Source organism: Sphingopyxis sp. EU05-FHT14B03 (genome assembly GCF_058790875.1).
Genome location: NZ_JBYTDC010000003.1, coordinates 294545 through 307819, shown reverse-complemented (window position 1 = coordinate 307819; position 13275 = coordinate 294545). Strand labels below are relative to the sequence as shown.

At 66.2% G+C, this 13275-nt stretch carries 13 protein-coding genes; 10 read left to right on the top strand and 3 right to left on the bottom strand.

Annotation, left to right across the window (positions count from 1 at the left end; genetic code table 11):
- Nucleotides 1–74: 74 nt before the first annotated feature.
- The 4 genes from AC3WS4_RS18015 to AC3WS4_RS18000 all read left to right on the top strand — a co-directional run bounded on the left by AC3WS4_RS18015 (nucleotide 75) and on the right by AC3WS4_RS18000 (nucleotide 3304).
- Nucleotides 75–578: a GNAT family N-acetyltransferase gene (locus tag AC3WS4_RS18015; RefSeq protein WP_492737100.1), complete on the top strand. Its 504-nt coding sequence runs from the start codon at nucleotides 75–77 to the stop codon at nucleotides 576–578.
- A gap of 352 nt (nucleotides 579–930) precedes the next feature.
- Nucleotides 931–1515, top strand: coding sequence for a DUF1285 domain-containing protein (locus AC3WS4_RS18010; protein ID WP_492737098.1), 585 nt, complete (start codon nucleotides 931–933; stop codon nucleotides 1513–1515).
- The gene (locus AC3WS4_RS18005; RefSeq protein ID WP_156377616.1) at nucleotides 1515–2099 is read left to right on the top strand and encodes a CoA pyrophosphatase; all 585 of its coding nucleotides are present in this window, start codon (nucleotides 1515–1517) and stop codon (nucleotides 2097–2099) included. Before AC3WS4_RS18010 ends, AC3WS4_RS18005 begins: the two co-directional genes overlap by 1 nt.
- The gene (locus AC3WS4_RS18000; protein ID WP_187141206.1) at nucleotides 2096–3304 is read left to right on the top strand and encodes a CCA tRNA nucleotidyltransferase; all 1209 of its coding nucleotides are present in this window, start codon (nucleotides 2096–2098) and stop codon (nucleotides 3302–3304) included. The genes AC3WS4_RS18005 and AC3WS4_RS18000 overlap by 4 nt, the downstream gene beginning before the upstream one ends.
- Here AC3WS4_RS18000 and AC3WS4_RS17995 read toward each other — a convergent pair.
- Both AC3WS4_RS17995 and parC read right to left on the bottom strand, forming a co-directional pair.
- Entirely contained in the window at nucleotides 3277–4956 is a 1680-nt protein-coding gene (locus AC3WS4_RS17995; protein WP_492737095.1) for a putative bifunctional diguanylate cyclase/phosphodiesterase, read from the bottom strand. The genes AC3WS4_RS18000 and AC3WS4_RS17995 overlap by 28 nt on opposite strands.
- 89 nt (nucleotides 4957–5045) lie before the next feature.
- Nucleotides 5046–7346, bottom strand: coding sequence for a DNA topoisomerase IV subunit A (gene parC / locus AC3WS4_RS17990; RefSeq protein ID WP_492737093.1), 2301 nt, complete (start codon nucleotides 7344–7346; stop codon nucleotides 5046–5048).
- Nucleotides 7347–7496: 150 nt separating this feature from the next.
- Between parC and AC3WS4_RS17985 the strand changes: the two genes are divergently transcribed.
- Together AC3WS4_RS17985 and AC3WS4_RS17980 are read left to right on the top strand one after the other, a co-directional pair.
- Nucleotides 7497–7955 carry a hypothetical protein gene (locus tag AC3WS4_RS17985; protein ID WP_492737091.1) on the top strand — a complete coding sequence of 153 codons (459 nt, stop codon included), beginning with the start codon at nucleotides 7497–7499 and terminating at the stop codon, nucleotides 7953–7955.
- Nucleotides 7955–8773 carry a ferredoxin--NADP reductase gene (locus AC3WS4_RS17980; RefSeq protein WP_187141209.1) on the top strand — a complete coding sequence of 273 codons (819 nt, stop codon included), beginning with the start codon at nucleotides 7955–7957 and terminating at the stop codon, nucleotides 8771–8773. Before AC3WS4_RS17985 ends, AC3WS4_RS17980 begins: the two co-directional genes overlap by 1 nt.
- A 3-nt stretch (nucleotides 8774–8776) precedes the next feature.
- Here the strand turns inward: AC3WS4_RS17980 and AC3WS4_RS17975 are convergent, their stop codons facing one another.
- Nucleotides 8777–10180 (bottom strand): M20/M25/M40 family metallo-hydrolase, encoded by a 1404-nt coding sequence (locus AC3WS4_RS17975; RefSeq protein ID WP_492737089.1) that lies wholly within the window; start codon nucleotides 10178–10180, stop codon nucleotides 8777–8779.
- A gap of 543 nt (nucleotides 10181–10723) precedes the next feature.
- Between AC3WS4_RS17975 and AC3WS4_RS17970 the strand changes: the two genes are divergently transcribed.
- From AC3WS4_RS17970 to AC3WS4_RS17955, 4 genes are read left to right on the top strand one after another with little or no spacing between them, the layout of a single operon-like run.
- Nucleotides 10724–11335 carry a lysophospholipid acyltransferase family protein gene (locus AC3WS4_RS17970; RefSeq protein ID WP_492737087.1) on the top strand — a complete coding sequence of 204 codons (612 nt, stop codon included), beginning with the start codon at nucleotides 10724–10726 and terminating at the stop codon, nucleotides 11333–11335.
- Nucleotides 11336–11365: 30 nt separating this feature from the next.
- Nucleotides 11366–12187 (top strand): DUF1295 domain-containing protein, encoded by an 822-nt coding sequence (locus AC3WS4_RS17965; protein WP_492737085.1) that lies wholly within the window; start codon nucleotides 11366–11368, stop codon nucleotides 12185–12187.
- A gap of 6 nt (nucleotides 12188–12193) precedes the next feature.
- Nucleotides 12194–12598, top strand: a complete 405-nt coding sequence (locus tag AC3WS4_RS17960) for a ribose-phosphate pyrophosphokinase (protein ID WP_492737083.1) — start codon at nucleotides 12194–12196, stop codon at nucleotides 12596–12598.
- Nucleotides 12599–13270, top strand: coding sequence for a site-2 protease family protein (locus tag AC3WS4_RS17955; protein WP_492737081.1), 672 nt, complete (start codon nucleotides 12599–12601; stop codon nucleotides 13268–13270).
- Nucleotides 13271–13275: the final 5 nt, after the last annotated feature.

Below are 13275 nucleotides of genomic sequence, written 5' to 3'. Positions count from 1 at the left end.
GCCGGGGCGACATTCGGCTTTCCATCGCCGACCCCGGACCCTAAAGCGCCGCCGCATTAGCGAAAGGGCGCACGTTGGTCGAGTTACTTCCATTGTCGGATATTGCACCGTCGGCGGTCGAGGATATCCTCGACGCCGCATTCGGGGCGGACCGCTTTGGACGAACCGCCTATCGCATCCGTCAGGGCATGGATGCGGTGCCGGCTTTGAGCTTCGCGGCGGTCGAGGATGGCGCGCTGGTCGGCACGATCCAGTGCTGGCCCGTCGCGCATGTCGACGCCGTTGGCGCCGCGACCCCGCTCGTCATGGTCGGCCCCGTCGCGGTGCGCCCCGACCTCCAGCGCACCGGCCATGGCCGCACGCTGATGGCCTATATGCTGGAGGCCGCGGAGACCGAGGCCGACAGCGGACTGATGATGATCGGCGACCCCGAATATTATGGCCGCTTCTTCGGCTTCACCGCCGATGCGACCGGGGCGTGGGATTTGCCCGGCCCCTATGAAAAGCGTCGTCTGCTCGCGCGCGCGGTGAACGGGCACGGCCTGCCGACCGGCGCGGGGATGATCGGCCCGCGCTAGGCGCAAAAAACGCTGTCCTACATTATCCCGCTCGCTTAGCGTTTTTTTCGATGATTCCCTGCCTCCCCTCCCGACAGCGATTTGCGAATGAAGTTGCGCAGTTTTCCGCCATTTCTCTGAATCGGCTTCGCGCGGCTCGCCGGCGAAAGCCTGGGTCCATGGCGGTGAAACGCGGTCGGCCCCTGACGTCTTTTGCGGGAGATCGCCCCGGAACGCGTATCGTGAATGAAGTTGCGCAGTTTTCCGGGGTTTTCGTGCCGGTGCTCCTGTCGGCCCTTCGCTATCCCGAACGCGCATCGCGAATGAAGTTGCGCGGTTTTTCGCCGATTTTTCCCGCGAAGGTCGGGGCGCCATGGTAACCCCCGCGCCATCGCTCCCCAGGGATTTCGCGCAGCTGTCGCTGACCGAGGCGGCCGAACTGCTCGCGGCGCGCAAATTGCCGCCGGTCGAGCAATGGCACCCCGAGCGCACCGGCAACAGCGCGATGGAAATCCGCACCGACGGCAGCTGGTATCATGAGGGCGGACGCATCAACCGCCCCGCGATGATCAGACTTTTCTCGACGATCCTGCGCCGCGAACCCGACGGCAGCCACGTCCTCGTCACGCCCGCCGAAAAGCTCGCCATCGCGGTCGAGGACATGCCCTTTCGCGCGGTCGAGATGAAGAGCGAAGGCGCTGGCAAGGACCGCAAGCTGGTCTTCCGCCTCGACACCGACGACCTGGTGATGGCCGGTCCCGACCATCCCTTGAGCTTCGGCACCGACCCCGACAATCCCGACCCGCGCCTCCACGTTCGCGGCGCCCTCGGCAACGGCCTCGAAGCACGCGTCGACCGCGCGCTCTATTACGAGATCGCCGACCTCGCGCTCGCCGAGGGCGACGATCCACCCGCGATCTGGTCGAATGGCGCGCGCTTCGCGCTGGTGGCCGCCTGATGCTCTCCGACAAGCTGCGCGTCGCGCTCGACAATCTGCTCCCCGGCGAGGATGAGGACGAAACCTATCTCGGTACGCCGACGCTGCGCGATGCCGCTGTGCTCATTGCCTTCACCGACCGCCCCGAACCCGGCATCATCCTGACCCAGCGCCCGCAATGGCTGCGTAGCCACGCGGGGCAGGTCGCCTTTCCGGGCGGCAAGATCGATCCCGGCGACGTCGACGCGGTCGACGCTGCGCTGCGCGAGGCCGAGGAGGAAATCGGACTCAACCGACGCGACGTGACGATCGCTGGCACCTGCGACGCCTATCGGTCGGGCAGCGGCTATCATATCACCCCTGTGCTCGGTGTGATCCCGCCGGACCTGCCGCTTGATCCCAATCCCGACGAGGTCGAGGACTGGTTCGAGGTGCCGATCGATATCCTGTTCGATCCCGGAAATTACGCGCTCCACCATGCGCATTGGCAGGGCCATGATCGGCATTATTATGACATGATGTGGCAGGGACGGCGGATTTGGGGCGTGACGGCGGGCATCATCATCAACCTCGCGCGGCGGATGCCGGCGGGCTGGCACCGATGACCGTGCTGCCCGACGCCGAATGGCGCCATGGCGAGGGGCTGCGGCGCATCGTGACCGCGCTGGTCGCGCGCGGCGGGGCGGTGAAGCTCGTCGGCGGCGCGGTGCGCGACACGCTGCTCGGCCTGCCCGTCGCCGACATCGACCTTGCGACCCCGCTGATGCCCGACCAGGTCATGCAGCGGCTCGAAAAGGCGGGGATCAAGGTCGTGCCTACTGGCATTGCGCACGGCACCGTCACCGCGATCGCCAGCCACGAACGGCACGAGATCACGACGCTGCGCCGCGACGTCGCGACCGACGGCCGCCGCGCGACGGTCGCCTTCGCCGACGACTGGCGGGACGATGCGGCGCGGCGCGATTTCACGATCAATGCGCTCTATGCCGACCCGCTGACCGGTGCGGTCGACGATTATTTCGGCGGTCTGGCCGACCTCGACGCGGGACGCATCCGCTTCATCGGCGACGCCGCCACGCGCATCGCCGAGGATCATTTGCGGATATTGCGCTTCTACCGCTTCGCGGCGCGCTTCGGACAGGGCGAACTCGACCCCGACAGCCATGCGGCGGTGATCGCCGCGCGCCAGTCGCTGAAAAGCCTGTCGCGCGAACGCGTCGCCGACGAACTCACCAAGATATTGGGCCTCCCCGATCCGCGCGCCATCGTCGGCCAGATGGCGGCCGACGGCATGTTCGGGGTGATCCTGCCCGAACTCGCTCCCGATTTCGCCGCGACGCTCGACCGCCTGCTCGCCAATGAAGCCACTGCCGGCGCGGCCCCTTCGGCATTCCGCCGCCTTTCCGCCTTGCTCCCGCCGGACGCACCGACCGCCGAGGATGTCGCGAGCCGACTCCGCCTCTCGTCGCGCCAGCGGAAACATCTCTCCGCGCTCGCCGCGCATCGCGCTGCCGCGCTGCCGCCCCCGCGCCAGCTTGCGCACAAGATCGGCATCGAAGCTGCGACCGACGCTTATCTGCTTGCCGCGGGATCCGACGAGGCGGCGGATGCCGCACAATCGCTGGCGGGCTGGACCGTTCCGACCCTCCCGCTCAAGGGCGGCGAGATCGTCGCGCGGGGTGTCACCGTCGGACCCGAAGTCGCGGCGCTGTTGAAAGCGGTCGAAGCGGCATGGGTCGCCGAGGATTTCCCCGATGCGGCGCGCGTCGCCGCGTTGCTCGATCAGAAGATCGGGCGCGTTAGCGACTGACGCCAATAATCGAAGGCGGTGTCGGCGACCATCGGGTGCGCGAACAGGAAGCCCTGCCCGAAATCGCAACCGAGCGCCGACAGCAGCCGCGCCTGGTCGGCGGTCTCGACTCCTTCGGCGGTCGTCTTCATGCCCAGCGCTTCGGCCAGGCTCTGGATCGTGCGGACGATGGCGACCTTGTCGCGGTCCTCGACCATATGCTCGACGAAGCTGCGGTCGATCTTGAGCACGTCGAGCGGCAATCGCTGGAGATAAGCGAGGTTCGAATATCCGGTGCCGAAATCGTCCATCGCGACGCGCGTCGACAGCGCCTTGAGTTCGCTCAGGACCGACAGCGCGAGGTCGGGATCGCCGATGATCGCGCTTTCGGTCAGCTCGATCATCAGCCGCTCGCCGCCGATCCCGTTGGACGCCAGGGCCTGGCGCACCGCCGCGGCGACATCGTCGCGCACCAGCTGGATCGCCGAGACATTGACGGAAAAATAGCAATCGACCGGCGCGCCGCCATTCTTGGCATCCCATTCGGCGATGGTGCTTGCCGCCTTGGCGATCGCCCATTGGCCGAGCGGGACGATCAGCCCCGAATCCTCGGCGATGGGGATGAATTCGGTCGGCGATATCGAACGGCTGCCGTCATTGTCCCAGCGCGCGAGCGCCTCGAACCCTGAAACCTTGCCCGTCGCCAGCTCGATCAGCGGCTGGAAGGCGAGGTGGAGCCGGTCCTCCTCGATCGCGCTGCGCAAGGCGGTTTCCAGGCCGAACCGATTGTCGGACAGCATCGCCGCCTCGGGCTCGTAAATCTCGATGCGGTCGGTCTGCTTGGCGCGCTTCAGGGCGATCTGGGCGTGGCGGATCTGGTCGGCGACATCGGTGTCCGCCGCGGGCTGAATCGTGCAGCCGAGCGCGCAGTCGACGCTGACCTTCAGCTCCCCGATGCGAAAGGGGTGGTCGAAACAGCCGCGAATGCGGCGCGCGATTTCGCGCACATCGGCGCGGCCGCCCGCGATGCGCGACGAGATGGCGAATTCGTCGCCGCCGGTGCGTGCCAATATGTCGCCGCTGCGCAGGCTCGACTTCAGCCGCCGTGCGACGGTGATGATCAGTTCGTCGCCCGCCAGCGGGCCGATATGCTCGTTGATGCGGCTGAACCGCGCCAGGTCGAGCAGCAGGATGGCATGGTCCGATTCGCCATCGGCGGCGATTCGCTGTTCGACCAGTTCCTCGAATCCGGCGCGATTGGGCAGGCCGGTCAGGCTGTCCGACACCAGTTCGCGGCGCAGATTGCGCTCGGTCATCATTTCCTGGGTGCGGTCGATCAGCGTCAGCAGGAACAGATTGTCGTCGCCGCATTCTTCGGACAGCGGTCCGATCGATCCACGCAGGTCGCGCGCCGCCGGGCCCTCGCCCAGCTGGCAGGAAAATTCCTGCGTATCATCAGGGGCCTGTTCGGCGCGTTCGATCGCGCGGCGCAACTCGATCGGCGCGTTCGCACCGGCGGGTGAGAGGGCGAGTCGGTCGAAGGCGGCGTTGCTCGCGTGCAGGCGAAAATTGCCGCGCGCGAGCGGCCGGATCAGCGCCGCCGGCACCGGTAATGCGTCGATCCAGCCGACGAACAGAAGGGGCCGGTCCTCGCCGGTTCGATCGATAGGCATAAAAGAGGGTTTTGTGCGACCTTTCCCCATTGCTCAAACACTATGGGGCGGGGGGTAAAGAAGCTATTTACGGCTACATCGAAAAGCGATCAGCCGAAACGATTGTTCCGTGGAAAGCCGGTGGGCGGCATGCGCCCCGCCGCGCCGCGCGCTACCCGCCACGGCGCCAGGTCGGTTTCGGTGCGCGTGCGCCCCGTATCGCCGCCCATCGCCCAGCTCAAACCGTCGGCAAAGGCAAAGGCGACCGCGTCGGACAGCCCGCCGTCGCGATAGCGTTGCAGCATCACCCCCTGGCCGCGCGCCATCACCGGCACTTCGGCGAGCGGGAAGACGACGAGCTTGCGGTTCTCGCCGACCACCGCGACGCTGTCGTCACCCGCGCCGATCGACCGCACAACGCCGAGCTGCGCCTTGGGTTTGAGGTTGACGACGTTTCGTCCCTTGCGCGTCTCGGCGATGATCTCGCCCATCTGCGCGACAAAACCGTGCCCGCTGGTCGAGGCGAGCAGCAGCCGGCCGTCGGCGCTCGCCGGGATCAGCGCGACGATGCGCGCGTCGGGGTCGATATCGACCATCAGCCGCAGCGGCTCGCCGAAGCCGCGGCCGCCGGGCAATTTGTCGGCGCCGATGGTATAGAAACGCCCGTCGCTCGCCGCGATCAGCAATTTGTCCGTGGTTTGCGCATGGACGGCAAAGGCGAGCTCGTCGCCTTCCTTGAACTTGAACTCGCCCCACTGGTCGGCCGCGACATGCGCGCGCTGGGCGCGGATCCAGCCGCGCTTCGACAGGATGACTGTCACCGGTTCCTTCTCGATCATCGCGTCGAGCGGGATATCGCGCGCCGGCGCCGCCTCGGCGATCGTCGTGCGCCGCGCGCCGAGCAGGGTGTCGAGGCCATAGACGGCGCGCAATTTCTCCAGGTCCTTGCGCAGCCGCGTCTTCTGCCGCGCCGGACTCTCGACCAGCTTCGTCAGCTCCTCGCGCTCGGCGGTCAAATCCGCCTGTTCGCGTTTCAGCTCCATTTCCTCAAGGCGGCGCAGCGAACGCAGCCGCATGTTGAGGATCGCCTCGGCCTGCCGGTCGGTCAGGATGAATTCGGCGATCATCACCGGCTTGGGCTCGTCCTCGGTGCGGATGATCTCGATGATCCGGTCGAGGTTCAAAAAGGCGATGATGTAGCCCGCGACCAGTTCGAGCCGGTCGTCGATCTTCGCGATGCGATGCTGCGCGCGGCGGACGAGCACGACGATCTGGTGCTGCAGCCATTCGGTGAGCAGTTGGTGCAGCCCCATCACCTTGGGCGTGCGGGTCGCGTCGAGCACGTTGAGGTTGAGCGCGAAGCGGCTTTCAAGATCGGTCAGCCGGTACAGGCTTTCCTTCAGCACGTCGGGGTCGACGTTGCGGCTCTTGGGGACGAGGACGATGCGCAGGTCCTCGGCGCTTTCGTCGCGCACATCCTCGAGGATCGGCAGCTTCTTGTCGGCGATGAGCTGCGCGATCTGCTCGATCAGCTTGCCCTTGGCGACGCCATAGGGGATTTCGCTGATGACGAGCTGCCAGGTGCCGCCCGCCTGTTTCTCGATCCCCGTATCTTCCCAGCCGCTCTCGGCCTTGCCGGTCGAAAAGCGGGCGCGGACGCGAAAACCGCCACGGCCGGTGGCATAGGCGTGGGCGATCGTTTCGGGGCTGTCGACGACGATGCCGCCGGTCGGGAAGTCGGGGCCCTTCACATGGTCGAGCAGTTCGGTCAGCTCGGCGCGCGGGTTCTCGATCAGCACCAGCGCCGCGTCGATCACCTCGGCTGCGTTGTGCGGCGGGATGTTCGTCGCCATGCCGACCGCGATCCCGCTCGCGCCATTGGCGAGCAGGTTCGGGAACAGCCCCGGCATGATCTCGGGCTCTTCGTCCTCGCCATTATAGGTCGGCTTGAAATCGACGGTGCCCTCGTCGAGGCCCTGCATCAGATCGACGGCAACGCGCGTCAGCCGCGCTTCGGTGTAACGATAGGCGGCGGCATTATCGCCGTCGATATTGCCGAAATTGCCCTGGCCGTCGACGAGCGGATAGCGCAGCGAGAAATCCTGCGCGAGGCGGACCATCGCGTCATAGACCGCGGTGTCGCCGTGCGGATGGAATTTGCCGATGACGTCGCCGACGACGCGCGCCGATTTCTTGTAGCCCTGCGACGGGTCGAGCCGCATCGCGCGCATCGCCCACAGCAGCCGGCGGTGGACGGGCTTCAGCCCGTCGCGCAGGTCGGGCAGCGAGCGCGCGGTGATCGTCGACAACGCATAGACGAGGTAGCGCTCCGACAGCGCGCTGTCGAAGGGCGTGTCGGTCATTCCGGGAACGGGTGCGTTGCTATCGGGATCGTCGGTCGAATTCGCCATGGTCGCGGCGCGATAGCAAGGCTGGCGCCACAAGGCAAAGGGGGTGTTGATGGCGGGCGGATGTTGGCGAAGGTGCCGCGTAGAAGAAGTTTATTGCAAATGACTCGCAATACCATATAGAGCCGGTGCATCGCCAGCGCCGGAGAGTTTATGTACGCCTTTGTCGACCGCCCCGTGGACAGCCTGTGCAACGGCGGCCGCTTCCTGTTGTGGGCGATGCGCGGCTGGGTCGGGGCGGCGGAGCGGGGCAAATGCCCGCCACGCGCACTGCACCGCGGTTTTTCGGGGATGAATGCCAGAATGGCGCTGCCCGATTTCCACGTCGCGATGGCTATGCTGGCGAGCGACGGACGCGCAGGCCTGACGCTCGCGCCGATGGCCTGCGGCCGGATTGCTGAGGATGAGGCCATTCTCATCGGGCTGTGGCGCGACGCCGCGCGTGGTGAAGCGGTGCGGCTGCGCGTCACTTTGACGTTGCTGGTCGCGCCCGATGTTGCCGCGCCGATCGCCAGGGCCATGACCAGCGCGGTCGCCGCGCTCGGTGCGGCGGGTTTCGACCTGTCGCCGCTTTCCGCCCCACCCCCCAAGACACATCAGGAATCCAAGTGATGAGCGACCGTATCGCCGCCGCGGCCAAGCTGGCCCCCTCCGCCTCGCTGACCGTCGAAGCGGTGCGCAGCGTCCGCCATTGGAACGACCACCTGTTCAGCTTCACGATCACCCGCCCGTCGAGCTTTCGTTTCCGTTCGGGCGAGTTCGTGATGATCGGCCTGCCGGGTGGCGAGGGGCGGCCGCTGCTGCGCGCTTACTCGATCGCCAGTCCCGCCTGGGCCGACGAACTGGAATTCCTGTCGATCAAGGTGCCGGACGGCCCGCTGACCTCGCGCCTCCAGTCGATCCGGCCCGGCGACCCCGTCTATCTCGGGCGCAAGCCGACGGGCACGCTGGTCGCCGACGCGCTGACCCCCGGTCGCCGCCTGTTCCTGCTCTCGACCGGCACCGGCCTCGCCCCCTTCCTCAGCCTCGCGCGCGATCCCGACATTTATGAGCGGTTCAACGAGATCGTGTTGGTCCATTGCGTGCGTCAGGTCGGCGACCTCGCGTTCCGCGACGACCTCGAAAGCCAGCTCGCCGGCGATCCGCTGGTGCAGGATCAGGCGTTGCTGCAATTCCATTATCTGCCGACGGTGACGCGCGAGCCGTTCCGTACCACGGGGCGCATCGACGCGCTGATCGACGATGGCGCGCTGTTCAGCCATCCGCTGACCGGACCGGCGGCGTTCGACCCGTCCAGCGACCGCATCATGATGTGCGGCAGCATGGCGATGATCCGCGACCTGCAGGCGCGCTTCGAAGCGCTGGGCTTCAGGGAAGGCTCGAACGCCGCGCCGGGCGATTTCGTGATCGAGCGCGCGTTCGTCGGTTAAAGCTCAGTCCGCATAGGCCTTCACCAGATCGACCATATAATCGCGCCCGACATAGAGCGATTTCACCTCGATCCGTTCGTTGAGGCCGTGGACGCCATTGCCGTCGGGATCGCCCCACATGCCGGGGATGCCATAGGTCGGGATGCCGACCGCGCCGAGGAAGGTCGCATCGGTATAGCCGTTCGCCATCGACGGGATCACCTTCAGCCCCGGCCAATATTTGGCGACCAGCCTTTCCATCGGGCCGATGACCTTCGGGTCGAGCGGCGGCGCGGGCGGTGCGGGGCGCTTGGGCGGCAACTGGGTTATGGCGACGCCGGGGTCGCCGATGACCTTCGCCAGTTCGTCCTTGATCGATTCGATGCTGTGCCCGGGAAAGATGCGGCAGTTGATGTTCGCGCCCGCGCGCTGCGGCAGTGCGTTGGGGGCGTGGCCGCCGTCGAGCAAGGTCGCGACGCAGGTGGTGCGCAGGTTGCTGTGCAGGAACGGGTCCTTGTTGACGATCGCCTCGGCCGCCGTGTCCGCCGGGTCTTTCGCCAGTGCCATCATCGCCCGGCCGATGTCGTCGCCGCGGACCGCGCCGGCTTCGGCAAAATAGCGCCGCGTCACGTCGGTCATCTCGACCGGAAAGTCATGCTCTTCAATCCTGGTCAGCGCGCGGGCGAGTTCGTAGATCGCATTGGCGGGCACCGGCGCCGAGCTGTGCCCGCCGGGATTGCGCGTTTCGAGGCGGAAGTTGGCAAAGGTCTTTTCGCCGACCTGCACCGACTGGCCGATCACCCGGCCCTTGCCGTCGCTGTCGCCGCCGCCGCCTTCGTTGAGCGCGAATTCGGCGTCGATCAGGTCGCGCTTGTTGGCGGCGAGCCACTCGACCCCGTTGAACGCACCATTGCTTTCCTCGCCGCAAGTCAGCGCCATCTTGATCGTGCGTTTGGGCTTATAGCCCGCCTGCTGGAAGCGGATCAGCATGTCGACCCACACCGCGGCCTGCGACTTCACGTCGAGCGTGCCGCGGCCATAGAAATAGCCATTTTCCTCGAACAGGGTGAAGGGGTCGCGCTCCCAATCCTCGCGCTTCGCCTCGACCACGTCGATATGCGCCATCACCAGGATCGGCTTCGCCGTCTTCGAGGTGCCCGGATAGACGGCGACGAGGCCGCCTTCCTTCGGATGTTCGGGGGTGGCGAAAAGGGTGAGCTGGTCGCCCGGAAAACCCGCCGCCTTCATCCTTGTCGCCATGCGCTCGGCGGCGAGGGTGCAACTGCCCGACGACAGCGTCGTGTTGGTTTCGATCAGCTCCTTGAAAATCTCGCGAAAGGCGATCTGGTCGGGACGCGGCGCCTGTTGTGCGGCGGCGGGCGTGGCGAAGGCCAGCGCGGACAGCAACGGCAGCCAGATTGTCTTCATGATGAAATCCCCTTTGCGATCGAAGGGAGCAGAAAGCGTCGGTGCTCGCAAGGCGGATTGACGGGCGGTTCGGGCCTTAAGGAGACAAAGGATACGGACGAACGCGTCCGAAATGTCTCCTTTGTCGCTTTAAGCGGAGGGTGGGTGCGGGAGGTTCGCGATAAGCTGCAAGGGGCAGGCGACGCCGTCATCCGGCAGGGTAGATCATAGCGCGGTTTTTTAGGAAAGCAGTTTTTCGCGGGTGGGTGAGAGGTCGGTTTCGGGCGCGAGGGGGCGTTCTTGATCCTCCCTGTGGCGCAGCCAAGGGGAGGTGGCAGCGCGAAGCGCCGACGGAGGGGCTATGGCGCGACGTTGCGGCCCCTCCACCACCGCCTGCGGCGGCGGTCCCCCTCCCCATGGCTTCGCCACAGGGAGGATTCCCATGTCCGCTTCCTACCCAAAGCTGGCGCCAGTCATCGCTTGCGTTCTCAGCACGTTCCTGTTGTTTTTCTTGCGTGGTTGTTGGCTTTCGCGCATCCCCGCCTTCAGGGAAGAGGAGCCTAAGTGACCGAAATCGACGATCATCCGCCCGGACTGGTGGCGCGCGCCGTGCGGCGTCTGTTGTTGCTGATGTACCGGATGCGCGGCTGGAAAGCGGTCGGCGAGGTGCCCGAACCGCGGCGTTTCATCCTGATCGCGGCGCCGCACACCAGCAACTGGGATTTCGTCAACTTCCTCGGCCTGACCGCCGACCTGAAGGTCCGCGCGCATTTCATGGGCAAATTGTCGCTGTTCAAATGGCCGCTCGCGGGCTTCATGAAACAGATGGGCGGCATCCCGGTCGATCGCCACAATGCCAGCAACGCGGTGCAGCAGATGGTCGACGAATTCGCGCGCCGCGCCGAGTTCATGCTGACGGTCGCGCCCGAGGGGACGCGCGGCAAAGCGAAGAAATGGCGCACCGGATTCTACCAGATCGCGATGGCGGCCAAGGTGCCGATGGTCGTCGGCATGATGGATTATGGCACCAAGACCGGTGGCCTCGGGCCGCTGATCTGGCCGACGGGCGACTTTCGCGCCGACATGATGAAGGTGCTGGAGGTCTATAAGAGCTGCATCCCGAAATTTCCGGAGCGTGCGGTGAAGTCGATCGACGATATCGTGGGGGTGGATTAGGATCGGACGCAACAGGGGCAGGAGACGGCGATGACGAGCGTGGGAATCGTGTTGGCGACCAATTTCTTCGGCCTGATCCTGGTCATCGGCGTGCTGTGGCTGATCGCGCTGTCGATCCGTGACGTGTCCTTCATCGATGCCTTCTGGGCCTTCGGCATGGTGCTGCTCGCGTGGGGCACCGCGATCCAGGTCGGTAACGAAGGGCTGCGCGCGCAATTGCTGCTCGGGTTGACGACGCTGTGGGGGCTGCGCCTCGCGATCCACCTGTTCATCCGCTGGCGGCGGAGCGGCGAAGACCCGCGTTACGAAAAGATCATCGCGGGGATCATGAAAAAGCGCCATTGGGGGTGGGAAACGACCGCGCTGGTCAGCGTCTTCCTGACCCAGGCGCCGCTGCTGTTCGTCACCAGCCTGCCGGCGCAGATCGGCGTTTTCGCAAGCGCGGCATCGCCGGCGTCCCAAATCGGGGTGATCGGCTGGATCGGGGTCGCGGCGGCGCTCACCGGCATCGCATTCGAGAGCGTCGGCGACTGGCAGCTCGACCGGTTTCGCGGCGACCCCGACAATCAGGGCAAGATCCTCGACACCGGGCTGTGGCGCTATACGCGACATCCCAATTATTTCGGCGATGCGCTGACCTGGTGGGGGATCTGGCTCGTCGCCGCCGACGCGGCGCTGTGGGTCGCGGCGGCGAGCGTGATCGGGCCGTTGTTCCTGAGCTTCACGCTGACCAAATGGTCGGGCAAGGCGCTGCTCGAACGCGGCATGAAGCACACGCGGCCAGGCTATGACGCCTATGTCGCGCGCACGTCGGGCTTCATCCCCTGGCCGCCGAAAAAACATGGGTCGTGAAAAAGCGTGGCGCTTGACCCCGGCCTCGATGCCGACGCGCCGGTTCCGGCGGACGTCAGTGCGCTCGGTGATGCGCCGCGCATCCGCGCGATCCTGACCGAAGCGGCGCGCGAAGGGCGCAGCGTCAGCTACTCCGAACTGCTCGGCGACCTTGGCTTTCGTTTCACCCGGCCCAAGATGCGCGCGGTATGCCGCACGCTCGAGGAGGTCGACCGGTTGTGCGCGGCGGACGGTCAGCCCGACATGGCGGTGCTGGTGGTGCGTGAAAGCGACCGTCTGCCGGGACAGGGCTGGTGGGTCGGCGGGACGGCGCTGCTGCTCGGTTATCACGGCCCGTGGGAGGGCGCGGCGGCGGCGCGCTTCATAAAGGAGCAGCAGCAGGCGGTGTTCGATTATTGGTCGGGGCGATAGGTGATCAGACAGCTCGCATATCTTGTGCAGTCGGTCCTGAGTTTCATCGTCTTCGCCGGGCTTAGGGAACTGCGTCTCGACCTTTGGGCGGTCATAGCGCTGATCGTCGCCCTGAATTTCCTCGTCATCCTGATCCACGAACTCGGCCATGCCTGGGCGGTGGTGCGCTGGGGTGCAACGCTGCGCGCTATCTGCGTCATGGGCATCCATTATGACGTGCCCAAGAGGCGGCTCTCGTTTCGCCGCTTACCGCACAAGGCGGAGGTGGGTGGTTACGTTTCTTATGCGCCGCATCCGGTCCAGCATTCCTCGAAGAGCGCCCTCGCGATCGCGCTGGCCGGGCCGGGCGCCAATTTGCTTCTGGCGTTGGTTGCGGGCGCGGCGCTGCTGTTTCTCCCCGACCCGACCGCTTGCATCGTCTCGCGCGATCCGATGATCGCGATCAGCGGGGGCTATGCCGGGCTGCCCGACGAGGACGCGATGCGGCGCGCGTTTGCCGAGGTCGCGCGGCAGGAAAAATGCGTGTGGATCGGCGCGCTGCTCCACCGTTCTGCCGAGGTTCTGGCGATCCTGTCGGCGGGAATCGGTCTGTCGAACCTTCTGCCTTTCAATGGCAGTGACGGCGAAATAGTCCTGTCGCACGCAAGGGTGCTGCGCCGGAAGCGGCGCTGATCGTG

Coding starts and splice junctions, on each gene's coding strand:
- AC3WS4_RS18000 (WP_187141206.1), top strand. CDS start 2,096: ATGACCGTGCTGCCCGACGCCGAATGGCGCCATGGCGAGGGGCTGCGG.
- AC3WS4_RS17985 (WP_492737091.1), top strand. CDS start 7,497: ATGTACGCCTTTGTCGACCGCCCCGTGGACAGCCTGTGCAACGGCGGC.
- AC3WS4_RS18005 (WP_156377616.1), top strand. CDS start 1,515: ATGCTCTCCGACAAGCTGCGCGTCGCGCTCGACAATCTGCTCCCCGGC.
- parC (WP_492737093.1), bottom strand. CDS start 7,346: ATGGCGAATTCGACCGACGATCCCGATAGCAACGCACCCGTTCCCGGA.
- AC3WS4_RS17980 (WP_187141209.1), top strand. CDS start 7,955: ATGAGCGACCGTATCGCCGCCGCGGCCAAGCTGGCCCCCTCCGCCTCG.
- AC3WS4_RS17995 (WP_492737095.1), bottom strand. CDS start 4,956: ATGCCTATCGATCGAACCGGCGAGGACCGGCCCCTTCTGTTCGTCGGC.
- AC3WS4_RS17965 (WP_492737085.1), top strand. CDS start 11,366: ATGACGAGCGTGGGAATCGTGTTGGCGACCAATTTCTTCGGCCTGATC.
- AC3WS4_RS18010 (WP_492737098.1), top strand. CDS start 931: ATGGTAACCCCCGCGCCATCGCTCCCCAGGGATTTCGCGCAGCTGTCG.
- AC3WS4_RS17975 (WP_492737089.1), bottom strand. CDS start 10,180: ATGAAGACAATCTGGCTGCCGTTGCTGTCCGCGCTGGCCTTCGCCACG.